General features: G+C 72.4%; 17 protein-coding genes. 6 read left to right on the forward strand and 11 right to left on the reverse strand.

Annotated elements, in window-relative coordinates; translation table 11 throughout:
* The first annotated feature begins 48 nt into the window (after nucleotides 1–48).
* The 5 genes from ACZ6Y7_RS30445 to ACZ6Y7_RS30465 all read left to right on the forward strand — a co-directional run bounded on the left by ACZ6Y7_RS30445 (nucleotide 49) and on the right by ACZ6Y7_RS30465 (nucleotide 6539).
* Nucleotides 49–1080: a LacI family DNA-binding transcriptional regulator gene (locus tag ACZ6Y7_RS30445; protein ID WP_465761162.1), complete on the forward strand. Its 1032-nt coding sequence runs from the start codon at nucleotides 49–51 to the stop codon at nucleotides 1078–1080.
* 349 nt (nucleotides 1081–1429) lie between these two features.
* The gene (locus tag ACZ6Y7_RS30450; RefSeq protein WP_465761163.1) at nucleotides 1430–3127 is read left to right on the forward strand and encodes a ribulokinase; all 1698 of its coding nucleotides are present in this window, start codon (nucleotides 1430–1432) and stop codon (nucleotides 3125–3127) included.
* On the forward strand, nucleotides 3124–3846 hold the full coding sequence (locus ACZ6Y7_RS30455) for an L-ribulose-5-phosphate 4-epimerase (protein WP_465761164.1): 723 nt from the start codon (nucleotides 3124–3126) through the stop codon (nucleotides 3844–3846). The genes ACZ6Y7_RS30450 and ACZ6Y7_RS30455 overlap by 4 nt, the downstream gene beginning before the upstream one ends.
* An 11-nt stretch (nucleotides 3847–3857) precedes the next feature.
* Nucleotides 3858–5366: an L-arabinose isomerase gene (araA, locus tag ACZ6Y7_RS30460; protein ID WP_465761165.1), complete on the forward strand. Its 1509-nt coding sequence runs from the start codon at nucleotides 3858–3860 to the stop codon at nucleotides 5364–5366.
* Nucleotides 5367–5468: 102 nt separating this feature from the next.
* On the forward strand, nucleotides 5469–6539 hold the full coding sequence (locus tag ACZ6Y7_RS30465) for an aldose epimerase family protein (protein WP_465761166.1): 1071 nt from the start codon (nucleotides 5469–5471) through the stop codon (nucleotides 6537–6539).
* A gap of 308 nt (nucleotides 6540–6847) precedes the next feature.
* Here the strand turns inward: ACZ6Y7_RS30465 and ACZ6Y7_RS30470 are convergent, their stop codons facing one another.
* From ACZ6Y7_RS30470 to ACZ6Y7_RS30520, 11 genes are all read right to left on the reverse strand, one after another.
* Nucleotides 6848–7012 (reverse strand): hypothetical protein, encoded by a 165-nt coding sequence (locus tag ACZ6Y7_RS30470; protein ID WP_465761167.1) that lies wholly within the window; start codon nucleotides 7010–7012, stop codon nucleotides 6848–6850.
* Nucleotides 7013–7507: 495 nt separating this feature from the next.
* Nucleotides 7508–9259, reverse strand: coding sequence for a cellulase family glycosylhydrolase (locus tag ACZ6Y7_RS30475; protein WP_465761168.1), 1752 nt, complete (start codon nucleotides 9257–9259; stop codon nucleotides 7508–7510).
* A 49-nt stretch (nucleotides 9260–9308) separates the two neighbouring features.
* Nucleotides 9309–11033 (reverse strand): cellulase family glycosylhydrolase, encoded by a 1725-nt coding sequence (locus tag ACZ6Y7_RS30480; RefSeq protein WP_465761169.1) that lies wholly within the window; start codon nucleotides 11031–11033, stop codon nucleotides 9309–9311.
* 46 nt (nucleotides 11034–11079) lie between these two features.
* On the reverse strand, nucleotides 11080–12591 hold the full coding sequence (locus ACZ6Y7_RS30485; protein ID WP_465761170.1) for a glycoside hydrolase family 43 protein: 1512 nt from the start codon (nucleotides 12589–12591) through the stop codon (nucleotides 11080–11082).
* A 98-nt stretch (nucleotides 12592–12689) separates the two neighbouring features.
* Nucleotides 12690–14462, reverse strand: a complete 1773-nt coding sequence (locus ACZ6Y7_RS30490) for a cellulose binding domain-containing protein (protein WP_465761171.1) — start codon at nucleotides 14460–14462, stop codon at nucleotides 12690–12692.
* A 185-nt stretch (nucleotides 14463–14647) separates the two neighbouring features.
* Nucleotides 14648–16789, reverse strand: a complete 2142-nt coding sequence (locus ACZ6Y7_RS30495; RefSeq protein ID WP_465761172.1) for a glycoside hydrolase family 36 protein — start codon at nucleotides 16787–16789, stop codon at nucleotides 14648–14650.
* Nucleotides 16790–16883: 94 nt separating this feature from the next.
* On the reverse strand, nucleotides 16884–18869 hold the full coding sequence (locus ACZ6Y7_RS30500; protein WP_465761173.1) for a beta-galactosidase: 1986 nt from the start codon (nucleotides 18867–18869) through the stop codon (nucleotides 16884–16886).
* 24 nt (nucleotides 18870–18893) lie between these two features.
* Complete coding sequence (locus tag ACZ6Y7_RS30505) at nucleotides 18894–19922, reverse strand: LacI family DNA-binding transcriptional regulator (protein ID WP_465761174.1); 1029 nt, start codon at nucleotides 19920–19922, stop codon at nucleotides 18894–18896.
* Between the two features lie 115 nt (nucleotides 19923–20037).
* Nucleotides 20038–21012 carry a carbohydrate ABC transporter permease gene (locus ACZ6Y7_RS30510; protein WP_465761175.1) on the reverse strand — a complete coding sequence of 325 codons (975 nt, stop codon included), beginning with the start codon at nucleotides 21010–21012 and terminating at the stop codon, nucleotides 20038–20040.
* Nucleotides 21009–21998, reverse strand: coding sequence for an ABC transporter permease (locus ACZ6Y7_RS30515; RefSeq protein ID WP_465761176.1), 990 nt, complete (start codon nucleotides 21996–21998; stop codon nucleotides 21009–21011). Before ACZ6Y7_RS30515 ends, ACZ6Y7_RS30510 begins: the two co-directional genes overlap by 4 nt.
* Complete coding sequence (locus ACZ6Y7_RS30520) at nucleotides 21953–23635, reverse strand: ABC transporter substrate-binding protein (RefSeq protein WP_465761177.1); 1683 nt, start codon at nucleotides 23633–23635, stop codon at nucleotides 21953–21955. The genes ACZ6Y7_RS30515 and ACZ6Y7_RS30520 overlap by 46 nt, the downstream gene beginning before the upstream one ends.
* 219 nt (nucleotides 23636–23854) lie before the next feature.
* Between ACZ6Y7_RS30520 and ACZ6Y7_RS30525 the strand changes: the two genes are divergently transcribed.
* Nucleotides 23855–26710, forward strand: a complete 2856-nt coding sequence (locus ACZ6Y7_RS30525) for a glycoside hydrolase family 3 C-terminal domain-containing protein (RefSeq protein ID WP_465761178.1) — start codon at nucleotides 23855–23857, stop codon at nucleotides 26708–26710.
* Nucleotides 26711–26867: the final 157 nt, after the last annotated feature.

The following is a 26867-nucleotide window of genomic DNA, read 5'->3' on the forward strand; positions in this document are numbered from 1 at the left end:
CTGGACCTGGTCGCGTACTGTGGTCCACAGCCGAGGAGGGGACTACGAGTGGGAACCGATAGCGCCGGGACGGAACAGCGCCAGCCCGTGATGGCGGACGTGGCGAAACTGGCGGGGGTCTCCCACCAGACGGTGTCCCGGGTGCTCAACGGCGCCCCGCACGTCCGGCCGGACACCCGGGACCGGGTGCTGGCCGCCATACGGGAACTGGACTACCGGCCCAACTCCGCCGCCCGGACGCTGGTCACCCGCCGGTCGCAGACCCTCGGGGTGGTCAGCTTCGACTCCACCCTCTACGGCCCCGCCTCGATGCTGGACGGCATCGAGCAGGCGGCGCGCAGCGCGGGGTACTTCGTCAGCGTGACCAGCCTGCGCTCGCTGGACGGCCGCTCGGTCCAGGAGGCCGTCGACCGGCTGCGCGACCAGGGGGTGGAGGGCGTCGTGGTGATCGCGCCGCAGACCTCCGCCGTCAGCGCGGTCGCCCGGCTCTCCAGCTCGGTGCCGATCGTCGCGGTCGGGTCGGGCAACCAGACCCGGGTGCCCATGGTGTCGGTGGGCAACCGCTCCGGTGCCGGCGAGGCCACCGGGCACCTGCTCGACCTGGGCCACCGCACCGTGCACCACGTGGCTGGGCCGGCCAACTGGCTGGAGAGCCAGGACCGCGAGGAGGGGTGGCGGCTCACGCTGCGGGCGGCCGGTGCCCCCGTGCCGGAGGTGGAGCGCGGCGACTGGAGCGCTCGCTCGGGCTACCAGGCGGGCCTGCGGATCGCCCGACTGCCCGAGGTCACCGCCGTGTTCTGCGCCAACGACCACATGGCCCTCGGTCTGCTGCGGGCGCTGCACGAGGCCGGCCGGGGAGTGCCGGACGAGATCAGCGTGGTCGGCTTCGACGACATCCCGGAGGCCGCCTACTTCACCCCGCCGCTGACCACCGTGCGGCAGGACTTCGGTGAACTCGGCAGGCAGGCCCTGGAGTTGCTGGTGGGGGAGCTGGAGGGCGGCGGGCCCTCGCCGACCCATCTGCAGATCACCCCGGAGCTGGTGCTGCGCCGCAGCGTGGGGCCGGCCCTTCGGCGCTGAGCCGCCGCGGATCCGCCCCGCCGCGAGGTTCCCGAGCAGAGGATCCGCGCCCCTTGTTTCACCTGGGTTCCGACCAGGAAACTTCTCTTGACACGGGTGTTGTGAGCGTTAACAATTCCTGTGAGCGTTAACAACAACGCCCCTCGAACTCCGTCGGCCGAGCGCTGAACACCCCGCTTCTCCGCGCTCGGCCGACGGCCACTCGTTCCGCCCTTCATGAGGGAGAGGTAGCGGAACGGAGCCTGTCGCCGGCGTGCTCCACCCTGCCCCGGTCACGGACCGCACCGGCGACAGGCGACACCATCTGCTCACGGCACCGACGCCGTTCCCCCGTACGAAGGATGAGCACGTGACCGTCACTCCCGCCGCCCCCGAGACGGACCGCTACGTGGTCGGCATCGACTTCGGCACCCTCTCCGGCCGCGCCGTCGTGGTCCGGGTCCGGGACGGCGAGGAGGTGGGCACCGCCGTCCACGAGTACTCGCACGCCGTCATCGAGCGCGAACTGCCCGGCACCGGAAAGCCGTTGCCGCCCGACTGGGCGCTGCAGCACCCGGCGGACTGGCGCGAGGTGCTGCGCACCGCCGTCCCGGCCGCGCTCGCCGCCTCCGGCGTCGACCCGGCGGACGTCATCGGCATCGCCACCGACTTCACGGCCTGCACCGTCCTGCCGGCACTCGCCGACGGCACCCCGCTCGCCGAGACGCCCGCGTGGGCGGCCCGCCCGCACGCCTGGCCCAAGCTCTGGAAGCACCACGCCGCCCAGGCGCAGGCCGACCGGATCAACGCCCTGGCCCACGCCCGGGGCGAGAAGTGGATCGCCCGGTACGGCGGCCGGATCTCCGCCGAGTGGCAGTACGCCAAGGCCCTGCAGGTCCTGGAGGAGGACCCGGAGGTCTACGCCGCCACCGCCCGCTGGATCGAGGCCGCCGACTGGATCGTCTGGCAGCTCACCGGCGCCGAGAGCCGCAACACCTGCACCGCCGGCTACAAGGGCATCCACCAGGACGGGAGTTACCCGAGCGAGGAGTACCTCGCCGCGCTCCACCCGGACTTCGCGGACTTCGCCCGCACCAGGCTGGAGCACCCGCTCTCCCCGCTCGGCTCCCGGGTCGGCTCGCTCACCGCGCAGGCGGCCGAGTGGACCGGCCTGCCCGAGGGCATCGCGGTCGCCGCCGGCAACGTCGACGCCCACGTGGCCGCCCCGGCCGCCCGCGCCGTGGACAACGGCCGGCTCCTCGCCATCATGGGCACGTCCACCTGTCACGTCGTCAACGGCGCGGCACTCGCCGACGTCCCCGGCATCTGCGGCGTCGTCGAGGACGGCATCGTCGCCGGCTCCTACGGCTACGAGGCCGGGCAGAGCGCCGTCGGCGACATCTTCGCCTGGTGGCTCCGCCAGGGCGTACCGGCCGACTACCTGGCCGAGGCCCAGGCCAACGGCGAAGACCTGCACCGGCTGCTCACCCGCAAGGCCGCCGCCCAGCCCGTCGGCGCGCACGGCCTGGTCGCGCTCGACTGGATGAACGGCAACCGCTCCACCCTGGTCGACCACCACCTGTCCGGGGTGATCGTCGGACTCACCCTCGCCACCCGCCCCGAGGAGATCTACCGCGCCCTGCTGGAGGCCACCGCCTTCGGCACCCGCGTCATCGTCGAGGCGCTGGAGCAGGGCGGCGTCCCGGTCACCGAGTTCATCGTCACCGGCGGCCTCAAGAAGAACGCCCTGCTGATGCAGATCTACGCCGACGTGCTGCGCCGCCCGGTCTCGGTCGCCGAGTCGGAGCAGGGCCCGGCGCTCGGCTCGGCCATCCACGCCGCCGTCGCCGCCGGCGCCTACCCGGACGTGCGGGCCGCGGCCGACGCCATGGGCCGGGTGCGGCGGGGCGCCTACCGGCCCGACCCGGCCGCCGCCGACACCTACGACCGGCTCTTCGCCGAGTACCGCGCGCTGCACGACCACTTCGGCCTCGGCGCCGACAAGCTCCTGCACCGCCTGCGCGACATCCGGAACGCCGCCCTCACCACACCGAGCGAGGCCTTGTGAACGCCGCCAAAGCACCCAACGGGACCAACCCGACCCACGGGACCAACCCGGTCAACGGCACCGTCGACCTGATCCGCCGCCAGGTCAGCGACCTGCACCAGGAGCTGGTCCGCTACAACCTGGTGGTCTGGACCGCCGGAAACGTCTCCGCCCGCGTCCCCGGTGAGGACCTGCTGGTCATCAAGCCCAGCGGTGTCTCCTACGACGAGCTGACGCCGCAGAACATGATCGTCTGCGACCTGGACGGCAACGTCGTCGAGGGAGACCACGCGCCCTCCTCCGACACCGCCGCGCACGCCTACGTCTACCGCCACATGCCCGAGGTCGGCGGCGTCGTGCACACCCACTCCACCTACGCCTGCGCGTGGGCGGCCCGCGGCGAGGCAGTCCCCTGCGTGCTCACCGCGATGGCCGACGAGTTCGGCGCCGAGATCCCGGTCGGCCCCTTCGCCCTGATCGGCGACGACTCCATCGGCCGGGGCATCGTGGACACCCTCAAGGGCCACCGCTCGCCCGCCGTCCTGATGCAGAACCACGGCGTCTTCACCATCGGCAAGGACGCCAAGGCCGCCGTGAAGGCCGCCGTGATGTGCGAGGACGTCGCCCGCACCGTCCACCTCTCCCGCCAGCTCGGCGAACCGCTGCCGATCGCCCAGGCGGACATCGACAGCCTCAACTTCCGCTACCAGAACGTCTACGGCCAGCCCCAGGCCCGGTGAGGAGCCACCCCATGAAGAAGCCACTGGAGGGCCGCCAGGTCTGGTTCCTGACCGGGAGTCAGGGGCTGTACGGCGAGGAGACGCTGCGCCAGGTCGCCGCGCAGTCCCGGCACATCGCCGAGGCCCTGGCGGGCGACGCCGCGGTGCCGGTCGAGATCGTCTGGAAGCCCGTCCTCACCGACGCCGCGGCGATCCGCCGGATCTGCCTGGACGCCAACTCCGCGGACGACTGCATCGGCCTGATCGCCTGGATGCACACCTTCTCCCCGGCGAAGATGTGGATCGCCGGGCTGGACGCCCTGCAGAAGCCCCTGCTCCACCTGCACACCCAGGCCAACGTCGAACTGCCCTGGCAGACCATCGACATGGACTTCATGAACCTCAACCAGGCCGCGCACGGCGACCGGGAGTTCGGCTACATCCAGTCCCGCCTCGGGGTGCCCCGCAAGACCGTCGCCGGGCACGTCAGCGACCCGGCCGTCGCGGCCCGGATCGGCAGCTGGGCCCGCGCCGCCGCCGGCCGCGCCGAACTGCGCGGCCTCAGGCTCGCCCGCTTCGGCGACAACATGCGCGACGTCGCCGTCACCGAGGGCGACAAGGTGGAGGCCCAGCGCCGCTTCGGCGTCTCCGTCAACACCTACGGCGTCAACGACCTCGTCGCCGCCGTGGACGCGACGGACGACGGTGCCGTCACCGCGCTGGTCAAGGAGTACCAGGACAGCTACCGCCTCGCCCCCGAACTGCGGATCTGCGGGGAGCGCCACGAGTCGCTGCGCTACGCGGCACGGATCGAACTCGGCCTGCGCGGCTTCCTGGAGCAAGGCGGCTTCCGGGCCTTCACCACCAACTTCGAGGACCTCGGCGGACTGCGCCAGCTGCCCGGCCTCGCCGTGCAGCGGCTGATGGCCGACGGCTACGGCTTCGGCGGCGAGGGCGACTGGAAGACCGCCACCCTGCTGCGCACCCTCAAACTGGCGGCCACCGGACTGCCCGGCGGCACCTCCTTCATGGAGGACTACACCTACCACCTGGAGTTCGGCCACGAGCTGATCCTCGGCGCCCACATGCTGGAGGTCTGCCCGAGCATCGCGGCGGCCACTCCCTCCTGCGAGATCCACCCGCTCTCCATCGGCGGGCGCGAGGACCCGGTCCGGCTGGTCTTCGACGGCGAGCCCGGCCCGGCCGTGGTGATCGGCCTCGCCGACCTCGGCGACCGCTTCCGGCTGGTCGCCAACGAGGTCGACGTGGTCGCGCCGCCGGCGGCGCTGCCCAACCTGCCCGTCGCCCGCGCCGTCTGGAAGCCGCGCCCCGACCTGCACACCTCCACCGAGGCCTGGCTGACGGCCGGCGGACCGCACCACACGGTGCTCTCCGGCGCGCTCGGCACGGAGGAACTGGAGGACCTCGCCGAGATGCTCGGCGTGGAGCTGCTGGTGATCGACGACGACACCAACATCCGCCGCTTCACCAAGGAGCTGCGCTGGAACCAGGCCTACCACCGCCTGGCCCAGGGGCTGTGAGACCCCTGTCCGACACCGGCGTCGCCCGCCCGCCCGGCGGGCGTCGCCGCTCTCCCACCGGTCCCGCGAGAACGGAGCAGCCCCGTGCCGGAAGAAGCACTCGTGTCCCCGGGTGAACTGACGGTCTGCCAGGAGCTCGCCGCCGTCCTGCCGGACGGTCGGCCGGTCACCCGCTGGACCATCGGCTCGGCGCAGGGCCCCACGGCGGAGGTGCTCAGCCTGGGCGCCCGCCTCCAGGCCCTGCACACCCCGGACCGGTACGGCCGGCGGGCGAACGTCGTCCTCGGCTGCGAGCGCGTCGAGGACCTGCTCGGCGAGGCCGCCTACTTCGGCGCCACGGTGGGCCGCTACGCCAACCGGATCGCCGGCGGCCTGCTGCCGCTCGGCGGCACCGCGCACCGGCTGACCACCCAGCCGAACGGCCACACCCTGCACGGCGGAACGGACGGCTTCGCCACCCGCCTCTGGGACGGCGTGCCCGTCCGGGAGGGCCGGCGGGCCGGCGTGCGACTGCGGCTGCACAGCCCGGACGGCGACCAGGGGTTCCCGGGCGGGCTCGACGCCGAGGTGACGTACCTGCTCGACCCGGCCGGCGCCCTGTGGATCGGCTACCGGGCGACCACGGACGCCCCGACCGTCGTCAACCTGACCAACCACGCCTACCTCAACCTGGCCGGCGAGGGCAGCGGCACGGTGCTCGACCACCTCCTGCGGGTGGACGCCGCGGGCTACCTGCCGGTCGACGAGGAGCTGATCCCGCTCGGCCCGGTCGCCGCGGTCGCCGGTACGCCCTTCGACCTGCGCGAGGCTGCGGTGCTCGGCGAGCGCGTCGCCGACCCGGACCCGCAGATCCGCCGGGCCGGCTCCGGCTTCGACCACACCTGGGTGCTCGACGGGACCGGGTTCCGCAGGGCCGCCGTGCTGAGCCACCCCGCCAGCGGCCGGCGCATGGAGTGCCTGACCACGGAACCGGGGCTCCAGGTCTACACCGGCAACCTCTTCGACGGCTCGCTGACCGGCCGCTCCGGCCGCCCCTACCGCGCGTACGCGGGCGTCGCGCTGGAGACGCAGCACTTCCCGGACTCGCCCCACCGACCCGAGTACCCCTCCACCGTCCTGCACCCGGGGGAGGAGTACCGGTCGACGACGGTCTACTGCTTCTCGGCGGAGTAGCGGGCCGACGGCTTCTCGGCGGACCAGCGGACCGTCCGTCGAGGGGAACGGGGGCGGCGGACCGGCAGGGGCCCGCCGCCCCTTCGACGTCGTTCCTCAGCCCGCGGCGAAGACCCGTACGTCCCAGGGGCCCAGGACGACCGGTTCCCCCGGCGGCCACGGAGGCGCCACCCAGGACGTGGGTCGGGTCCACCGGGGCCTCGGCCCATCGTGACCGACGAGGCACTCGTCGCCCCGGGGCTGCACCCTTTCCGGGACGAGTAGGCCCTGGGCCGCCGCCCCCGTGTGGCCGGCCAGGGCTTGGGCGGCTACTCGCTCGGGAACGGCTCCAGGATGAACCCGAGCCGGGCCGGAACGAGTTCACCATCGACTCGCCGGAGTGGGGCGCCGTACGCGGCTCCACACTCCGGCTCATCGTCCTGCTGCCGGTAGCGCGCGATCAGGTCCGCGTACCGCGGGTCGATCCACTCCATCGGGATGCCTCCTACTCGTGGGCTCGGCAGCGTACGCGGCCGTCAGACGGATGGCTTGTTGCAGGGCTTCTCCGGTTTCGGCATGGGCCGGATGCGGCAGGACGGCGCGTGCTGGCATTGCGCCGCTACGGACACGAGGCTGTCGTCCGTCGGCGCCCGCCACAGCTCCGGGTCGACGTCGAAGCCAGCCGCTCGGATCGCGTCGTGGGTCTGCTCCAGGATGTCCGGGTCGAAATGCTGCGGGGTCGAAGCCGGGGCTGTGGTGGACGAACACGCCCTCACCGGCGCACAGCTCGGCGTAGGCCTCGGTGTGGACGATGAGGGCGTGCCATCCCTCGTCCACGATGCGGCTCGGCGCCACGGCCAGGTCCGGCCTGCGTGCACCGGTCACGACAAACGCCAGCGCTTGCCGCACGATGCGCTCGGCCATCTCGACGGCCAGGAGGGAGCCCCGGCTGCCGGGAGGGGGCGGCCGGGGCGGGGGCCGGAACTGGGTCAGGAGGCGGTGCCGGTGACGGTGTTGCCGGACCTGGTGACGGTGTAGGTGACGGTGTCGCCGGTCCAGAAGCGGAAGGTGAACGTGGCCGGCACGCCGTCCTTGAGGGACTTGACGTAGTCGGGCTTGAGGGTGGTGGTGTCGGCGCCGTAGTCGGCGCGGAGGTTGTCGAACGACTGGTAGGTGGTCCAGGAGGCGGGGCCCGCGGCGGTGCCGTCGGCGTAGGTGGACTCGACGTTGGCCATCAGGGCGCCGTTGAACCGGGTGGGGATGGTGAGCCCGTCGAGCGTCCCGGTGGCGTCGGCCATGGTGGGCTTGTCGTAGGAGCGCACGAAGAGCTTCCACGGGACGCCGTCGGAGTACCGGACTTCCAGGGTGGCCTTCACCCCGGCGGCGCGGTCGCCGGCGAGGCGGGTGAGGGCGTCGGCGGTGAGGGTGAGCCGGTCGCCGTCGAGGGTGTAGTCGAGGAAGGGGATGAGCGGGCGGTCGCCCTGCCAGAGGCCGGTGAACCAGAGGCCGTTGCGGTTCAGGGTGATGGGCTGAGCGGCGATGGGGCCGGACCTCGGCACGAAGACGTTGTCGGTGGACGCGGTGCCGGAGCGGGTCCGCCAGGAGCTCTGGATCAGGTCCTTCATCTCGGGGACCATCCACTGCATGGTGGAGCGGTTCAGGAAGTCGTTGGCGGCGTCCCAGAGCGCGGTGGTGAAGCCGTTGCGGCGCGCCTCGTAGGTGACGTGCTCGAAGTACTTCAGCATCTCGCCGCGCTCGACCACGCCCGAGTACGGGGAGGTGAGCAGGCCGAACTCGCCGAGGTAGACGGGGATGCCCTTCTTGACGAAGGTGTCGTGCACCCGGGCGAAGCCTTCGGTGAGGTCCGACTGGGCCTTGGCGTCGTACGTCGGGTCGTTGGCGATGTTCACGCTGAACGGGTACCAGCTGTAGTAGTGCACGGTGGCGACCAGGTTGCGGTCCTTCAGCGCGCTCATGGTGGTGGACAGGTCGTCCAGCCAGTGCTGGGCGTTGTTGGTCTCCTCCGAGGGCAGGACGAGGAGCCGGTCCTTGTTCCTGCCGCCGGAGTTGCGCACGATGCTGTGGAACGAGGTGTTGAGTTCCCGCAGGTACTGGGTCTTCTGGGCGTCGGTGGCGTTGTCGAACTGCGGTTCGTTGATGCTCTCCATGAGCAGGGTGCGCGGTTCGTCCTTGAAGGCGGTGGCGATCTGCTGCCAGGTGGAGTTGAACCGGGCCACGATGGTGTCGTGGTCGGTGGACATGTACTTGATCCACTGCCACGAGTCGTGGTGGACGTTGATCTCGACGTAGAGGCCGTCCTCCAGCGCCCAGTCGACCACCTGCTTGACCCGGTTCATCCAGACCGGGTCGATGGTGTACGGGGCGGTGGCGGACTGGTGCGGGTACCAGGAGACCGGGATCCGGACGCTGCGGAAGCCCTGGGCCTTGAGGCCGTCGAAGGTGGCCTTGGTGGTCCGCGGGTTGCCCCAGGAGGTCTCGTCCGGGAGCGCGTCGAAGGTGTTGCCGAGGTTCCAGCTGGGCTGCATCTGGGCGACGGCGGCCACCGGGTCCTGCGGGACCCGGCGCCCGGCCGCCTCGGCCGCCGAGGGGGCCCGGTCGGCGGGGGCGGCGACGGCGGTGCCGCCGCAGAGGGCGCCGGTGGTCGCCAGGGCCACCACGAGGCCGGCCGGGCGGCGGAGGCGACGGCTTCGCGTGGGGGTGGTGCGCGGGGTGCTGTTCACGGGTCGTCCTTTTCGTGTGAACGGGTCGGGGGAGCCGGGATCGCGGGGGTCAGGAGGCGGTGCCGGTGACGGTGGTGCCGTTCCTGGTCAGGTGGTAGGTGACGGTGGCGCCGCTCCAGAAGCGGAAGGTGAGGGTGACCGGGGCGCCGTCCTTGAGGGACGTGAGGAGGTCGGTCGAGAGGGTGGTGGTGTTCTCGGTGTAGTCGGGGCCGTAGTTGCCGAACCACTGGTAGGTGGTCCAGTCGTACGGGCCCGCGGCGGTGCCGTCGGCGTAGGTGGACTCGACGTTGGCCATCAGGTCGCCGTTGAACCGGGTGGGGATGGCGAGGGCGTCGGTGGTTCCGGTGGCGTCGGCCATGGTCGGCTTGTCGTAGGAGCGGATGTTGAGCTTCCACGGGACGCCGTCGGTGTACCGGACGTCGAGGGTGGCGTTGATGCCGGCGGCGCGGTCGCCGGCGAGCCGGGTGAGGGCGTCGGCGGTCAACGTGAGCCGGTCGCCGTCGAGGGTGTAGTCGAGGAAGGGGATGAGCGGGCGGTCGCCTTGCCAGAGGCCGGCGAACCAGAGTCCGTTGGAGTCGAGGGTGATGGTCTGCGCGGCGATGGGGCCGGACCTCGGTACGAAGAGATTGTCGGTGGACGCGGTGCCGGAGCGGGTCCGCCAGGACGTCCGGATCAGGTCCATCAGGGCCGGGTCGCGCCACGTCATGGCGTTGCGGTCCAGGAAGCCGTTGTCGTCCCAGACCGCGGTGGTGAAGCCGTTGCGCCGCGCCTCGTAGTTGAGGTGCTCGTAGTACTTCAGCATCTCGCCGCGCTCGACGGTGCCGGAGGCGGGTTCGCTGAGCAGCCCGTACTCGCCGACGTAGACGGGGATCCCCTTGGCGACGAAGGCGTCGTGCACCCGGGCGAAGCCGTCGGTGAGGTCCTTCTGGGCCGTGGCGCTGTAGGTGGTCCCGTTGGCGACGTTCACGCTGAACGGCCACCAGCTGTAGTAGTGGATCGTCGCGACCAGGTTGCGGTCGTTCAGTGACGCCATCGTGGTCGAGAGGTCGTCGACCCACCGCTGGGCGTTGTTGGTCTCCTCCGAGGGCAGGACGAGCAGGCGGTCCTTGTTCCTGCCGCCGGAGTTGCGCACGATGCTGTGGAACGAGGTGTTGAGTTCCCGCAGGTACTGGGTCTTCTGGGCGTCGGTGGCGTTGTCGAACTGCGGTTCGTTGATGCTCTCCATGAGCAGGGTGCGCGGTTCGTCCTTGAAGGCGGTGGCGATCTGCTGCCAGGTGGAGTTGAACCGGGCCACGATGGTGTCGTGGTCGGTGGACATGTACTTGATCCACTGCCACGAGTCGTGGTGGACGTTGATCTCGACGTAGAGGCCGTCGTCCAGGGCGAGGTCGACCACCTCCTTGACCCGCTTCATCCACGCCGCGTCGATGGTGTAGGGCGCGGTGTCGGACTGGTGGGGGTACCAGGTGACGGGGATGCGGACGCTGCGGAAGCCCTGGGCCTTGACTTTGTCGAACAACGCCTTGGTGGTGCGCGGGTTGCCCCAGGAGGTCTCGTCGGGGATCGCGTCGAGCGAGTTGCCGAGGTTCCAGCTGGGCTGCATCTGGGCCACCGCGGCCATGGCGCTGCGCGGGGTGCGGTCCGCCGCCGTCTCGGCGCGGTCGGCGGGGGCGGCGACGGCGGTGCCGCCGCAGAGGGCGCCGGTGGTCGCCAGGGCCACCACGAGGCCGGCCGTGCGCTGGAGTCGGCGGTCGGTCGGTCGTGCGTCGTTCACGGATCGTCCCTTTCGTGTGAACGGGCGGGGAACCCCTGATGGGTGGTCAGGGGAGCGGACGCGGCTCGTAGTCGAACCGGTCGAAGTGGACGGTGCCTTCGGCGGCGTACATGCCGATGACCCGGCCGGTGAAGCCGCCGGCCACCTCGGTGGAGAGGTAGCGGCCGTCGAGGGTGGCGAGCGCGGTGAGGGTGCCGTCGGGCTCCTCGATGCCGAGGACGACGTCGTCGGGGCCGGTGCGCGGGCCGCGCGTCGGGCGCGGGACCACGTCGACGCCGAGCACCACCGTTCCGGCGGGCACCGGGTGGGCGGCGACCTCGGTGCGCAGCGAGCCGATCCGGGCGATGACCTTGACCTCGCCCGGGGCGGCCTCGATCTCGTAGTGGTGCTCCTCGTCCATGCGGACGGCGAGCCCGCCGCGGCCTCCGGCGGGGTCGATCAGGGTGCGGGCCCGGCAGGCGAGGTGCTGCTGGCGGCGGCCGACGAACACCACGTCGTTCTCGTCCAGGGAGGCGCCGGCGGCGTGCAGGGTGAGCCAGCCGGAACGTTCCTTCGTGGTGACCAGGTGCTCGGGGCGGTGGCGCAGCGAGATCCACCGGGGGTGCAGCTCGGCCTGGTCGAAGTCGTCCCGGGCCGGTACGGCGGGCACCGGGTGCAGCGGCCAGGCGGGGGTGGGCAGTTCCTCGGTGACCCCGCCGACCACCGGCCAGCCGTCCACCCACTCGACCGGGGCGAGGAAGGTCTCCCGGCCGAGCACGTACCAGCCGGGGGTGCCGCCGCGGGGCCGGACGGCGAGCAGCACCATCCACCAGGTGCCGTCGGGGGCCTGGACGAGGTCGGCGTGCCCGGTGTTCTGGATGGGGCTGTGGAGGCCGCGGTGGGTCAGGACGGGGTTGGCCGGGCACGGCTCGAACGGGCCGGAGGGGGACGGTCCGCGGGCGATGGAGACGGCGTGGCCGCGCTCGGTGCCGCCCTCGGCGATCATCAGGTACCAGTACTCGCCGATCCGGTAGAGGTGCGGGGCCTCGGGCGCCATGGCGCCGGGCGCGCCGGACCAGATCCGGTGCGGTTCGCCGAGGGTCTCGCCGGTCGTCGGGTCGAGGCGGACCTGGGAGACGCCGGCGACGGTGCACCAGCAGGTGCCGTCCTCGTCCCAGGCGAGGTCCGGGTCGATGCCGTGGACGCCGGGCAGCCGGATCGGGTCGGACCAGGGGCCGGCCGGGTCGGTGGCGGTGAAGAGCAGGTTGCCGTCGCCGCTGACGTTGGTGACGATCAGCCAGAACCGGCCGTCGTGGTGGCGCAGGGTGGGGGCGTAGATCCCGCCGGAGGACGGCGACTCCGGCGGCAGGCGCAGTTGGCTCGGCCGGTCGAGGGCGTTGCCGATCTGCGTCCAGTGCACCAGGTCGCGGCTGTGGAAGACCGGGATGCCGGGGAAGTACTCGAAGCTGGAGCAGACGAGGTAGTAGTCGTCGCCCACGCGGCAGACGCTGGGGTCGGGGTGGAAGCCGGGGATCACCGGGTTGGGGACGGTGCGGGCCGGCGGGGTCTGGTCTGACACGTGGTCGGTTCCTTTCGGGAGGGTGGAGTGGAGCGGGGGCGGGGTGGTGCCCCGGGTCCCCGGCCGGCGGGACCCGGGGCACCACCGGTTCAGCGGGTTCAGCCGATCGCGCAGGAGGCGCCGTTGAACCAGAAGGCCGTGGGGTCGGCGTCGCTGCCGGACCAGGTGGACCTGAAGCCCCACTGGACGCTGCCGCCCTGCGGGACGGAGGCGTTGTAGGAGACGTTCCGGGCGGTGATGCTCCGGCCGTTCTGCGTGACCGAGGCGTTCCAGGTGTCGGTGATGTCGTTGTCGCCGGGGAAGCCGAAGCCGAGGCTCCAGCCGTTGACCTGGCCGAGGCCGTTGTTGACGACGGTGAGGTTGCCGACCGTGACGCCCGGGGAGCCCGCCCACTCGTTCTTGGAGTAGACGACCCGGCAGGGCGCGTCGGTCGGGTGCATCTGCACGACCGTGATCCCGTAGGCGGGGACGGTCTGGGTGGTCGGGGAGCCGCTCTGCGCCGTGCCGATGCCGTGGGCGTTCTTGAGGTAGGAGTGGACGGTCGGGGCGGCGGAGGACGGGGTGAACCCGGTGTACGAGAGGTTCACCGTGGCGTCGTTGTTCGGGTCCTTGTTGATCAGCATGACGTCCACGTCGCCGTCGGCGCGGCGGACGGCGTGCGCGGAGAGCAGCGAGGACGAGCTGGTGGCCTTGACCAGCGTGTCGCCCGGGGCTCCCAGCTTGCTGATCATCTGGATGCCGTAGTACGCGGGGAAGGGCGTGTTGAGCGCCGGCTCGCAGGGGGAGCCGCTGGAGACCATGCCGCCGTCGGCGTAGTCGGTGGCGCCCTCGACCGTGGTCACCTTGGTGCAGTCGGTGCCGTTGCGCAGGTCCCACCAGTCGACGTTGAACGCGCCGTTCTCCAGCCAGGTGAGGTAGTCGTCCGGAGCGAACAGGCCGTTGGGGGAGGTGTCCAGGTACGCCTGGGCGTTCGCCTCGGTCACCGCGATGCCGACGTTGGGGGCGTTGGAGCCGGCGTACTGGTTGATCAGCGAGCGCACGGTGCCGGTGATGCTCGCGTTCTGGGCCTGCGGCTTGGTGAGCAGGTCCGCCGGGCTGGTGCTGGTGGGGTAGGCGTGCACGATGGCGAAGTCGATCTTCGAGCCGACGATCGACAGCACGGTGTGGTTCCAGTCCATGGTGTCGCCCGGACCGGTGATGCCGTCCGGCCAGTAGCCGGGGGTGGCGAGGACGGCGCCGATCCTGACGGTCGGATCGGCCGCCTTCATCGCCGCGACGTACTGGAGCACGTTGGTCGCGTAGGTCGTGGCGCTCTTGCTGCTGTGGGTGTCGTACTCCCAGGTGGCGCCGTACTCGCCGTTGCCGTAGACCTCGTTGCCGATCTCCCAGTACGTGATGCCGTAGCCCTTGGTGACGTTGGCGTACCGGACCCAGGCGGCGGCCTCCTGCGGGGTGCCGGAGCCGTAGTTGGCGGTGATGATCGGCTGAGCTCCGGCGGCGCGCACGGTGCCCATGAAGGCGTCGAAGCCGGTGTTGGGGGCGACGTACGCGCCGCCCTCGGCGGTGCCGGTCTGCCAGTGGTAGACGTCGGAGTGGCTGCCGCCGGGGTAGCGGACGGTGGTGATGCCGGCCGTGCCGAGCAGGCCGGCGGTGGCGGGGGCGTTCATGGCGGCGTCGTAGACCGGGATGTTGACGCCGACTCCGGTGGCGGGGACGGTGGCGAGCTGCAGGGCCGCGTCGACCGACACGGACACGGAGCTCGCGGCGGCCGCGGGCGGCGCGACGGCGGCGATCGCGCCGGTGAGCGCGAGCGACAGGGTGGCCGCGACGGCGATGACGCGCTCACGACAGGACTGGACGGGTGACTTCATGGCGTCCCTCCAGGGGTGGGGGTGCGGAGGTGTTCGCGTGGGGGCGGACTCCCGCGTTCTGGACGGCAGACCCGGCGCGGCTGCGTGGTGCCGGGTCCGGACGCTGAGCGTGTTTCCGTTCGGAGTGCGGGGTCCGCGCGGAGGGGCCCGCGCGGTCGTCGGGCGCATGGTCGTCGGGCGCATGGTCAGCTTCCTTCCGGGGCCGTGCGGGTGAGGCGCAGCAGGACGGCGGACGGGGCCGTCGGCAGGGTCAGGGTGAGCTCGGCGGTGTCCGGGTTCCAGGCCGTGGCGGCCCGGCCGGCGGCCGGGTAGAGCACCTCGACGCGGATCTCGGCGCCGCTGAGGTGGGGCAGGTGGAGCTGCCTGGCGGTCTCCTCGCCGGAGCGGCGCCAGGCGGTGAGGTACGTGGTGGCCGGGGTGTGCAGGGCCAGGGCGATCCAGGGGTCCTCCCAGTCCGGGAGCCCCAGCGGCCAGGCGGGCACCGCCTGCGGCAGGTCGGCGCGGATCGCCTTGTGGACGGCCACCGCCTCGTGGACCAAGCCCCGGGCCTGCGGGGAGAGTTCGGTGAGCCGGCCGGAGAGGTGGATGCGGCCGAGGAGCGCGTTGGCCATGGTGACGGCGACCTCGTCGAGCGTGTTCTCGGGCAGCGGGTAGGCCCAGACGGCGCCCTGCTCGGGCGTGACGGCGGTGGGGGCGGCCGCCGCGATCGGCACGTAGCGCAGCAGGTCCTGCTGGTCGCTGGTGGACTGCAGCTGCAGCCGGGAGAGCAGGGCGTGGTCCATCCGCATGCCGCCGGAGGCGCAGTTCTCGATCACGAGCTCCGGGTAGCGGTCCAGGATCCCGTCGAGCCAGTCGAGTTGGGCCCGGTTGTGGCCGAGCAGTCCGGCGGCCGGGGCCTCGCCCGGGTGGCCGCTGGTGCCGGAGCCCGGGTCGGTGTTGTGGTCGAGCTTGAGGTAGCCGACGCCCCACTCGCCGACCAGGCGGTCCACCACGGCGTCCAGGTGGGTGCGGGCGGCCGGGTGGCGCAGGTCCAGGTGGTACCGGCCGCCGCCCTCCTCCACGCGGTGTCCGTCGCGGCGGAAGAACGCCTCGTCGGGCAGGGACCGGGCCACCGGGCTGTGCACCCCGACGGCCTCCGGCTCCAGCCACAGGCCGGGGACCATGCCCCGCTCCCGGATCCGGTCCAGGACCTCGTGGATGCCCTTCGGCCCGGGGAAGCGGGAGGCCGCCGGCTCCCAGGCCCCGACGGAGCTCCACCAGGTGCCGCCGTCGTCGTACCAGCCGGCGTCAATGACGAAGTACTCCGCGCCCGCCTCGGCGGCGGCGTCGACCAGCGGCAGCAGCGTGGCGGTGGCGGGGTCGCCCATCAGGCAGTTCATGTAGTCGTTGAAGATCACCGGCAGCCGGTGGTGGTCGGGGTGCGGGCGGCGGGTGGCGCGGCGGTAGCGGGTGAGGGCGGCGAAGGCGGCGCCCGGGCCCCCGTCCGGGGTGAGGGCCAGCGCCACGGGCACGGTGCGGAACTCGGCGCCCGGCTCCAGCGGGTGGCGCCAGCCGTGGTCGGCGCCGGTCGGGCCGTACAGCGCCGTGTAGGCGGTGTCGTCGCGCACGCCGCACTCCCAGCGCCAGCCGCCGCCGTTGTGCTCGATCTGCCACAGCCTCGTCCGGCCGGACTCGCGGTCCGTCAGGGCGCCCATCGGCAGGTGGCCGCAGCTGGACCAGACACCCTGCCCGGCCAGCACGCGGGTGCTGCGGCCGGAGGTGGTGCGGAAGCGTCCGCTGCGCTCGGGCGAGGAGACCCGCAGCGGTTGGCGGTGCCAGCGGCATTCGGCGAACCACTCGTTCTCGGCCCACAGCACGTCCGCGCGGTCCAGCTCCACCGGCTCGCCGCCGGTGAGGCAGCCCGCCACGAGCGAGGCGACGGACTCCAGGTGCAGCGTGCGCGGGCCGTCGTTGCGCAGCAGCACTTCGCTGCGCAGCACGGGCAGGCCGTCCGGGGAGCGGTAGACCGCCTCGGCGGTCAGGCCGGTCTCCGGTTCGTGGAGTTCGACGGTGAGCACGTGCCAGTCGCCGTCCCGGGTCGAGCGGTGGGAGCGGTGGCGCAGCCGCGCGCCGAGCACGCTGTCGACCAGGTGCCGGCCCGACCAGTGGCGGCCCAGGGCGGCCGTGGTCACCTCGACCAGCGGCAGCGGTGCGGCGGGGCGCGGGTCGGCGGTCTTCTCGCCGGGGGTGCCGACGCGGACCAGCCGGGTAGGGCCGTCCTCACCCGGGGCGATCTCCAGCTCCAGGGCACGGTGGCCCCAGCGGATCGTCTCGTGCGGCTCGCTCATGGTGGCCTTCCTCGGTGGTCGGGGAGCGGTGAGAGCGGGGCGGGAGCGGAGGGTGCGGGGAGTGAGCGGAGTGTGCGGGGCAGAGTGTGAGCGCTCACATGGTGCGTAGCACCGCGCAGCCGCCGGGCGGCAGCCCGTCCACGGTGCCGCCCGTGAGCAGGTCGTGGCCCGGCCGGGGCAGGGGTACGGCCTCGTCGAGGTGGTTGAGCAGCAGGTGCCAGCGCCGCCCGTCCGCGGCGTGCCGGGTGACGGCCTCGACGCCGGGCGGCAGGCCCGGCAGCTCCGGGGCGGCGCCGGCCTCGGTGAGCAGCCGGCCGACCAGGGCGGCGTAGCCGGCGTCGTCGAGCCGGGTGGACAGGTACCAGCCGTGGCCGGCGCCGAAGCCGTGCCGGGTGAGCGCCGGGCGGCCGGCGAGCGGGCGGTGGGTGTAGGCGGCGAGCGTCTCGGCGCCCTCGGTGCGCAGCGACTCGCTCCAGCAGCCGGCCGTGGAGCCGTCGGAGAGGGTGACCTCCTCGTCCTGTGGCAGCGGGCGGTGCTCCTCGACGCGGATGCCCAACGCCTCGCGCAGCGGTGCGGCGGGGTAGCCGCCGAGCCGGGCGTGGAGGCGTTCGTCGACGACACCGCTGAAGTGCTGGACGAGCAGGGTGCCGCCGTCGGCGACGTAGCGGCGCAGGTTCTCGGCGCCCGCGTCGGTGAGCAGGAACAGCCCGGGGGCGACGACCAGCCGGTAGCGGCCGAGGTCGTGCTCGGGGTGGGCGAAGTCGACGGTCCGGCCGGCCTCCCACAGCGCCCGGTGGGCGCGGCGCAGCGGGCCGAGGTAGTCGAGCGCGGACGACGGGAGGCCGTCGACGTTCATCGCCCACCAGGCGTCCGGGTCGTGCAGGACGGCGACCTCGGCCCGGACGGCGGAGCCGGCGAGCTCGCCGAGCCGGGCGACGGCCTCACCGGTGGCGGTGACCTCGCGGAAGATTCGGCTGTCCGGCCCGGCGTGCGGGACCATCGCCGAGTGCCAGGTCTCGGCGCCGGCCTTGGACTGGCGCCACTGGAAGAAGAGCGCGCCCTCCGAGCCGCGGGCGATGTGGGCGAGCGAGTGGCGCAGGATGTCGCCCGGCTCCTTGGGGAGGACGCGGTCGCCGGCGTAGACGGTGTTGGTGCCCGACTCCATCAGCAGCCAGGGGGCGCCGCCGGCGAAGGAGCGGGCCCGGTCGGCGTCGAACGCGGCGTGGGCGGCGGCGTCGATGCCGGGGGCGCCGGGGTAGTGGTCGATGGAGACCAGGTCGACCTCGCGGCCGAACGCCCACAGGTCCAGGTTCTGGTAGCCGGGAAGCATGAGGTTGGTCGTCACCGGGCGGTCGCTGTGGGCGCGGATGGCGTCGCGCTGCTCGCGGTAGGCGGCGAGGGTCTCGTCGGACCAGAAGCGGCTGTAGTCCAGGACGTGGCCCGGGTTGTGGTGCCACTGGCTGGCGCGCGGCGGCAGGACCTGCTCCCACGCGGTGTAGCGCTGGCTCCAGAAGGCCGTCCCCCAGGCGTGGTTGAGGGCGTCCAGGGAGCCGTGGCGGGCGCGTAGCCAGACCCGGAAGGCGGCGGCGGTGTGGTCGCAGTGGCAGGGGGTGACGTACTCGTTGTGGACGTGCCACAGGGCGAGTGCGGGGTGGTCGCCGTAGCGTTCGGCGAGTGCGGCGGCGATGCGGCGGGCGGCCCGGCGGTAGGCCGGGGAGGTGAGGCAGTAGGTGTCCCGGCTGCCGTGGGTCAGCCGGGTGCCGTCGGGGCGGACGGTCAGGGCGTCCGGGTGGGCGAGGGTGAACCAGGGCGGCGGGGAGGCGGTGGGGGTGGCCAGGTCGACGGCGACGCCGTTGGCGTGCAGCCGGTCGAGGTGGGCGTCCAGCCAGGCGAAGTCGTAGCGGCCCTCCTCGGGTTCCATCAGGGCCCAGGAGAAGACGCCGACGGTGGCGAGGTTGACGCGCGCGCGGCGCATCAGGCCGTCGTCCTGCTTCCACACCTCGGCGTCCCACTGCTCGGGGTTGTAGTCCCCGCCGAAGGCGAGGCCGCCGAGGCGGTCGGTGAGCCGGCGGATGTCCATCGGGGAGCCGTCCTTTCGCAGGGGTCAACCGCGCTGTGGCGCCGGAGCGGTGCTCTCGCGGACCACCAGTTCCGGTGGCATCAGGAGGAGTCGGTCGGTCGGCTGGTCGCCGGCGGCGGTCGCGGCGATCCGCGCCATGACCTGTTCGACGGCGACCTGCCCGAGGTCCTTCTTGGGGCTGGTCACGGAGGTGAGCCGGGGGGAGTGCTGCTCGGCCAGGCCGTCGGGGCAGATGGCGATGACGGAGGCGTCCTCCGGCACGGTCCGTCCGGTGGCGCGCAGCAGGGTGAGCAGCGGGCCGATCGCGGCCTCGTTCTGCACCACGAACCCGGTGGTGTCCGGACGGTCCGCGAGGATCCGGGCCAGGGTGCCGGCCGTGCTCTCGTAGGTGCCCTCGCAGGGCCGGTGGAGGAAGCGCAGGTCCCGTCGTTCGGCGCGGGCGCGGAAGCCGTTGAGCGTGCGCTCGGCGTAGCCGGCGTGCCGGCGGTAGACGCCGCTGCTGTAGCCGATGAAGGCGATGTCGCGGTGGCCGAGGTCGGCCAGGTGGTCGGCGCACAGGGCGCCGGCGGTGGCGAAGTCGTGGTCGACGCAGGAGAGTCCGGCCGGGTCGTCGGGCAGTCCGATGAGCGCGGCCGGGATGTCCTGGGCGCGCAGGACGGGGATGCGGTCGTCGTCGAGCCGGACGTCCATCAGGATGACGCCGTCGGCGAGCCCGGTGGCGGCGACCCGGCGGACGCCCTCGGGGCCTTCGTCGTTGGTGAGCAGCAGGACGTCGTAGCCGTGTTCCCGGGCGGCCACGGTGACGGCGATGGCGATCTCCATCATCGTGGGCACGTGCACCTCGGGGTGGAGCGGTACCACCAGGGCGATGATGTGCGAGCGCTTGCCGGCCAGGGCCCGGGCGCCGGCGTGCGGGTGGTAGCCGAGGTCGGTGATGGCCCGCTCGACGCGGTTCCTGGTCTCGTCGGAGATCGGCCGCTTGCCGCTCAGGGCGTAGCTGACCGTGCTGGACGAGACGCCGGCGTGCCTGGCCACATCGGCGAGTGTCACCATCGTTCTGATTCCTTCGTGTCGATTCCGGTGGCAGCGGTCCCGTTCGCGCGACGGGGAGGCCCGCGGCGGGACCGCTCCCGGCCGCCGCCGGTCCGTCGGGCCCGGTCCGGACGGCTCAGCCCTTGATCGCCCCGGTGAGGACACCGGTGCGCAGGTGCTTCTGCACGAACGGGTACACGATCACCAGTGGTACCAGGGTGAGGACCACGACCGCCATCTGCAGGGACAGCGGTGCGGTCTGCGCCTGGGTGTTCCCGAAGCCGGAGTTCATCGAGCCCGGCAGGCCGTTGGCCCGGTTGACGTAGGTGAGCAACACGTACTGCAGCGGCCATTTCTGAGTGTCCGTCGGCAGGTAGAGCATGACGTTGAAGAAGGAGTTCCAGTACCCGACGGCGTAGAACAGCGCGGTGACGGCGGTGACGGCGCGCGAGGTGGGCAGGACGACGGACCACAGGATCCGCCAGTCCCCGGCGCCGTCCATCCGGGCCGCGTCGATCAGTTCGGAGGAGGTCTCCTGGTAGAAGGCGCGCAGCACCAGGATGTTGAAGACGGAGACCGCGCTCGGCAGGATCAGCGCCCACCACTGGCCGTAGCCGCCGAGGCCGGTGACGACCAGGAAGCTCGGGATCAGGCCGCCGCTGACGAACATCGTGACGATCAGCAGGAGCAGGAGGAAGCGGTGCCCGAGCGAGCGCGGCCGGGAGAGCCCGTAGGCGCACAGGATGGAGACGATCATGGAGACCGCGGTGCCGACCACGGTGATGCCCAGGCTCACCCCCAGCGCGGTGACGATCGTCGAGTCGCCGAGCATCTGGCGGTACGTGTCGGTGGTGAGGCCGTCCGGCCAGATCACCAGTCCGCCGGCCCGGTTGATGGCGCCGGGGGTGGAGAAGCTGGTCAGGACGATGATGTAGAGCGGGACCAGGATGACGGCGAGCGTCCCGCCGAGCGTGAGCCCCTTGGCGGCCTGGCCGACGGCGGTGGGCGGCTCCTCCCAGGAAGGGCGGGTCGAGCGGGCCCGGCGGCGGGCGGCCGCGGTGGTGGTGCGGCGCTTCTCGCGCCGGGAGGCCATGGTGAGTGCGTTCGTCATTTCCGGTACAGCCCGTCCTCGCCGAAGGCGTGCGCCAGCTTGTTGGCGCCCCAGATCAGCAGCAGCGACACCACGCTCTTGAAGAGCCCGGCCGCCGCGCCGTAGCTGTAGCCGCCGGTGGCGATGCCGTAGTAGAAGGAGAAGGTGTCCAGGACGTCCGCGGCCTCGTGGCCGACGGCGTCGCGTTGGATCAGGAACTGCTCGAACCCGACGGACAGCGCGTTGCCGAGCCGCAGGACCAGCATCAGCACGATCACCCCGCGCAGGCCCGGCAGCGTGATGTGCCACAACCGCCGGAACCGGCCGGCGCCGTCCGCGGCCGCGGCCTCGTACAGCTCGCTGTTGATCGCGCTCAGCGCCGCGAGGAAGACGATGATCCCCCAGCCCGCCTCCTTCCAGATCGCCTGCGAGGTGACCAGCAGCGCGAAGGTGTGCGGGTTGGTCATGATGTCCCAGGTGCCGATGTCGTGCTGGCGCAGGAACTGGTTGAGCACGCCGGCGCCGCCCAGCATCTGCTGGAAGATCGTGACCGCCAGCACCCACGAGAAGAAGTGCGGCAGGTAGACCACGGACTGGAAGAAGTTGCGGATCCGTTCGCTGATCACCGAGTTGAGCAGCAGGGCGAGGGCGATCGGGACGGGGAAGAAGAGGATCAGCTGGACGAAGCTGAGGTACAGCGTGTTCTGCATCGCGGCCCAGAAGCCCGGGTCGCCGAACAGCTGCTGGAACTGGTCGAAGCCGACCCATTCGCTGTGCCAGACGCCGACCAGCGGGTCGTACTCCTGGAAGGCGGTGACGATGCCGAACAGCGGCGCGTAGTTGAACACCAGGAGCAGGACGACCGCGGGGATCGTCATCAGCAGGAGTGACCTGTCGCGCTTCAGCCTGATCCGCCAGCCGAGCCGCTTCGGCGCGGCGGGGCGCTTCGGCGCCGCGGTGCTCACTGGCCGGAGCCGTACTTGTCGAGGACGTTGTCGGTCATCCACTGCTTGAGCCGGTCCCCGGGGCCGGAGCGCCAGCTGGAGATGGCGTCCTGCAGCTCGGAGACCTTCTTCTTGCCGTGGTAGCAGTCCTTGAGGGTGTCGTTGACGCCCGTCGCGGCCTGGGCCGAGGCGATGGCCTGCGGCATGCTGAGGTTCATGCCCCAGAAGGGCGGCTTGCGCAGGTACTGGACGTTGGCGGCCGACCAGGAGGCGAAGTCCTTGGTGACCTGTTCGCCGCCCGGGTTGCTGATCGCGGAGGCGGGGGCGGCCAGGAACGGGTACGTCGTCGCCTGGACGTTCTTCTGGCCGTCCTCCGTCAAGGTCGGCACGCCGTTCACCCGGGTGTGGTGGACGCCCTCGACCCCGAAGTTGACCATGGTGTACTCGGCCGTGCCGAAGGGGGCGGCGAGGTAGTTCGCGACGGAGAGCAGTTCCTCGATCTGGGCCGGCTTCAGACCGGCGTTGAGATAGCTGATCATGCTGGCGGCGGCGCCCATGTAGATCACCGGCGTGCCCTTGCCGTCGGCGGTGATGGCGTTGAACGCGCCGCGCCGGTAGTTCGGGTCCGCGGCGGTGCCGGACTGGTGGTCGGCCAGGTTCCAGGCGCCCAGTCCGCCGCCCGCGATGAGCACCTTGCCGCCGTAGAAGCGGGTCCCGCTCTTGGCGACGTCACCGGCGAGCGCGTCCGGGTGCATGAAGCCCGACGTGGCCAGGCGGTAGTGCCAGTCGACGGCCTCCAGGAACTCCTGGGTCTCGAACGGGTGGACCAGCTTGCCGTTGTCGATCCTCCAGTTCATGGGGACGTTCCAGGTGAACTGGAGGTAGGTCCACACGTCGTCGAAGGCCCACACGCCCCGCTTGGCGTCGGTCAGTTCCTTGCCGAGGTTCATCAGGTCGTCGGCGGACTTGACCTGGTCGGCGGTGATGCCCCGGGCTTCGAGGACGTCCCGGCGGTAGAAGGTGGCACCGGGTATGCCGAAGTCGGTGGAGAAGCAGGGGATGCCGTAGAGCTTGTCGGCCCAGATCCCGTGCTGCCAGGCGCCGGTGGGGAGGGCGGCGAGGTTGGGGTACTTCTTGACGTTGTCGCCGGAGAGGTACGGGGTCAGGTCCGCGAGTTGGGTGCCGACCAGGCCGCCGGTGTTGAACTGGGCGTTCATCCAGGCCGGCAGGTTGATCCAGTCCGGCAGCTTCTTGGCGGCGGTCATCGTCGGGATGATGGTGCCGTAGTTGATCCCGTCCGTCGGCTTCATGGTCAGCTCGACCCCGAGCGCCTTGTTCATCGCCTGGTAGAAGGAGTTGCCGGCCTCCGGAGCGGTGCCCCACAGCGGGGTGATCGCCGTGTAGCTGCCGCCCTTGCCCGGCACGCCGGAGACGCTGGCCGGCGGGGCGGCCGGATAGGAGAGGTAGGCGGTGTCGGTGGCGGCGCCGTCGGTCCCGTTCACGGGTGCGATGTCCGGCTTCACCGCGTTGGCGTTGGGCACGTAGGCGGGCAGCGCCGCCTTCAGCCCCTCCTTGGTGTTCGCCCCGGCCTTCTTGGTGGAACCGCCGCCGCAGGCGGACAGCAGGGGTGCCATCGCGGCGACTCCCGCGACGGTGGCGGCGGTGGTCAGGAAGCTCCTGCGGTTCAGCCCGGATCTCATGGTGGCGTGGCCCCTCTCCGTCGAAGCGCGGTCGAAGCACCGAAGCGTCGAAGCGCTTGGATGTTTCGGCGAGACTAACGACGCGTTACCGGTTGAGCAAGGGGCTGAACAAATCCAAAATCGTTTGTGCCGTGGGGAGTTGACAGCCCTATCGGAGCGTGTCAGCGTCGAAGCGCTTCGACCCACCACCGAGCCCAGCCCGCCCGAGGGGTATTCCACGTGAGTTCCGTGCCCGCGTCCGCTGCCGGCCTGCCCGACTTCCGCAATCCCACGCTGCCCGTGCGCAAGCGTGTCGACGACCTGCTCCACCGCCTCACCACCGACGAGCGGCTCGCGATGCTGCACCAGTACGGGCCGGCCGTCCCGCGCCTGGGCCTGGCCGCCTTCCGCACCGGCAGCGAAGCCCTGCACGGGGTCTCCTGGCTCGGCGAGGCGACCGTCTTCCCGCAGGCCGTCGGCCTCGGCGCCAGCTGGGACGAGGACCTGGTGCGCCGGGTCGGCGAGGCCGTCTCCACCGAGCTGCGGGCCTTCCACTACCACCGCCCGCCCGCGGTCGGCGCGCAGGAGCACGGACCCACCTCCCTCCAGGCCTGGGCCCCCGTGCTCAACCTGCTGCGCGACCCGCGCTGGGGGCGCAACGAGGAGGGCTACTCCGAGGACCCGGTGCACACCGCGCGGGTCGGCGAGGCGTTCTGCCGCGGCCTCTCCGGCGACCACCCGACCTACCTGCGGGCCGCCCCCGTGCTCAAGCACTTCCTCGCCTACAACAACGAGGACGACCGCTGCACCACCTCCTCCGGGCTGCGCCCGCGCGTGCTCCAGGAGTACGACCTGGCCGCCTTCCGCCCGGTCGTCGCCTCCGGTGCCGCCACCGGCGCGATGGCCGCCTACAACCTGGTCAACGGCCGCCCGTGCCACGTCAGTCCGCTGATCGAGACGGAGCTGCGCCGCTGGGCGGAGCCGACCGGACACGAGCTGTTCGTGGTCAGCGACGCCGAGGCCCCCTCCAACCTGGTCGACCCGGAGCACTACTTCGACGACCACGCCGAGTCCCACGCCGCCGCGCTCAAGGCCGGAATCGACAGCTTCACCGACCACAGCGAGGACAGCGGCATCCCGGTCGGCCGACTGCGCGAGGCCCTGGAACGCGGCCTGATCGACGAGGCCGACGTCGACCGCGCCGTTCGCCGCCAGCTCGAACTGCGCTTCCGCCTCGGCGAGTTCGACCCCGAACTGGACCCGTACGCCGGGATCGGCGCCGAGGTGGTCGACAGCCCCGAGCACCGCGCCCTGGCCCGGCAGGCCGCGATCGAGTCGACGGTCCTGCTCAAGAACGACGGGCTGCTCCCGCTCGACCCGGCCCGCGCCCCGCGGATCGCCGTCATCGGCCCGCTCGCCGACACCCTCTTCGAGGACTGGTACAGCGGCACCCTGCCGTACCGGGTGAGCACCGCCGCGGGCCTGGCCGCGGCGCTCGGCGCCCACGGCGGCGAGGTCGTCCACGTGGAGGGCTCCGACCGGATCACCCTGCGCTCGCGCACCACGGGCGAACTGCTCGGCAAGTCCGCCTTCGACGTGACCGACTGGGGCGGCGGCGCCTGCACGCTGCGCGCCGCCGACACCGGGTGCTACCTGAGCCTGCAGGACGACGACACCCTCGCCGCCGCCCAGGACGTCATCAAGAGCTGGTTCGTCAAGGAGACCTTCCGGATCGAACCGGCGGGCCCGGACACCGTCCTGCTGCGCAACGTGTTCACCGGCCGCTACGCCACCGTGGACCCGACCGACGGCCGGGTGAGCGTCACCGCCGGGACCGCGCAGGAGGCCGAGCACTGGCAGCGCGAACTGGTGCGCGACGGCGCCGCCGAGGCCCGGGAGGCCGCCGCGACGGCGGACGCCGCCGTGGTCGTCCTCGGCAACCACCCGATGATCAACGGCCGCGAGACCGAGGACCGCACGGACATCGACCTGCCCGAGGGGCAGGAGCGCCTGCTGCGCGCCGTCGCCGCCGTCCGGCCGGACACGGCCCTCGTCCTGATGAGCAGCTACCCGTACGCCCTCGACTGGGCCGACGAACACCTGCCCGCCGTGGTGTGGACCTCCCACGGCGGGCAGGAGACGGGCCACGCGCTGGCCGCCGTCCTGATCGGCGAGGCCGATCCGGGCGGGCGCCTGCCGCAGACCTGGTACCGGGGCGACGACCCGCTGCCCGCCCCGCTCGACTACGACATCATCAAGGCCGGCTGGACCTACCAGTACCACCGGGCCGCCCCGCTCTACCCCTTCGGCCACGGACTGTCCTACGCCGACCCGACCTACCGCGACCTGCGCCTCTCGCAGCCGTCGATCGGCCAGGACGGCTCGGTCGAGGCCACCGTGACCCTCGTGAACGGCGGCAGCCGGACCGGCAGCGAGGTCGTCCAGGTCTACGTCCGCGCCCTGGAGGCCCGCTACCAGGCGCCCCGGCTGCGCCTGGCCGACTTCCGCAAGGTCGGGCTGGAGCCGGGCGAGAGCCGCGACCTGACCTTCCGGCTGTCCGCCGAGCACCTGGCCCACTGGTCCGTCGCGGCCGGCGCCTTCACCGTCGACCCGGGCCGCTACGAGGTGATCGTCGCCCGCAGCGCCGAGCAGCCGGTGCTCACCGCGCCGCTCACCGTGACCGGGGCCGCCGCCGCGACCCGGGCGGGCGTCGGACACCGCCTCCTGGCCGTCGACTTCGACGACTACGAGAACGCGGCCATCGTGGACGCCACCCGCACCGACGGCGACGCCCTGACGCCCGCCGACCCGGGCCGCCCGGCCACGCTCCTGTTCCACGAGGTCGAACTCGCCGGAGCCGCCCGGATCGAGGTCGAGACCGCGCGGGCGGACGCCGGCACCGGCGCGGCCCGGCTGGAGGTCCGGGCCGGCGGCCGGCTGCTGGCCGGGATCGACGTCCCGGTGACCGGCGACCGCTACGCCTGGACGACCACCACCGCGCAGCTCACCGCCCCGCCGGACGGGGTGCACGACCTGAGCCTCGTCCTGCACGGCGACTTCCGGCTCGCGGCCTTCCACCTCCGCACGGCCGGCTGAGCCGTCCTGGCCGGGGCCCGCGTCCGAGGCCCGCGTCCGAGGTCCCGCCGCCCCGCAGACCGGCGGCCCGCTCAAGAGGGGGGCGGGCCGCCTCCACCCCGCCTTCCACCCCCCCCACGGGGCCGCCTGGGGACCGCCGCCGGCAACCCGGGGCTCG

It is taken from the genome of Kitasatospora sp. NPDC053308, assembly GCF_055585785.1.

Coding starts and splice junctions, on each gene's coding strand:
- araA (WP_465761165.1), top strand. CDS start 3,858: ATGAAGAAGCCACTGGAGGGCCGCCAGGTCTGGTTCCTGACCGGGAGT.
- ACZ6Y7_RS30495 (WP_465761172.1), bottom strand. CDS start 16,789: ATGAGCGAGCCGCACGAGACGATCCGCTGGGGCCACCGTGCCCTGGAG.
- ACZ6Y7_RS30520 (WP_465761177.1), bottom strand. CDS start 23,635: ATGAGATCCGGGCTGAACCGCAGGAGCTTCCTGACCACCGCCGCCACC.
- ACZ6Y7_RS30470 (WP_465761167.1), bottom strand. CDS start 7,012: ATGGAGTGGATCGACCCGCGGTACGCGGACCTGATCGCGCGCTACCGG.
- ACZ6Y7_RS30505 (WP_465761174.1), bottom strand. CDS start 19,922: ATGGTGACACTCGCCGATGTGGCCAGGCACGCCGGCGTCTCGTCCAGC.
- ACZ6Y7_RS30510 (WP_465761175.1), bottom strand. CDS start 21,012: ATGACGAACGCACTCACCATGGCCTCCCGGCGCGAGAAGCGCCGCACC.
- ACZ6Y7_RS30500 (WP_465761173.1), bottom strand. CDS start 18,869: ATGGACATCCGCCGGCTCACCGACCGCCTCGGCGGCCTCGCCTTCGGC.
- ACZ6Y7_RS30490 (WP_465761171.1), bottom strand. CDS start 14,462: ATGAAGTCACCCGTCCAGTCCTGTCGTGAGCGCGTCATCGCCGTCGCG.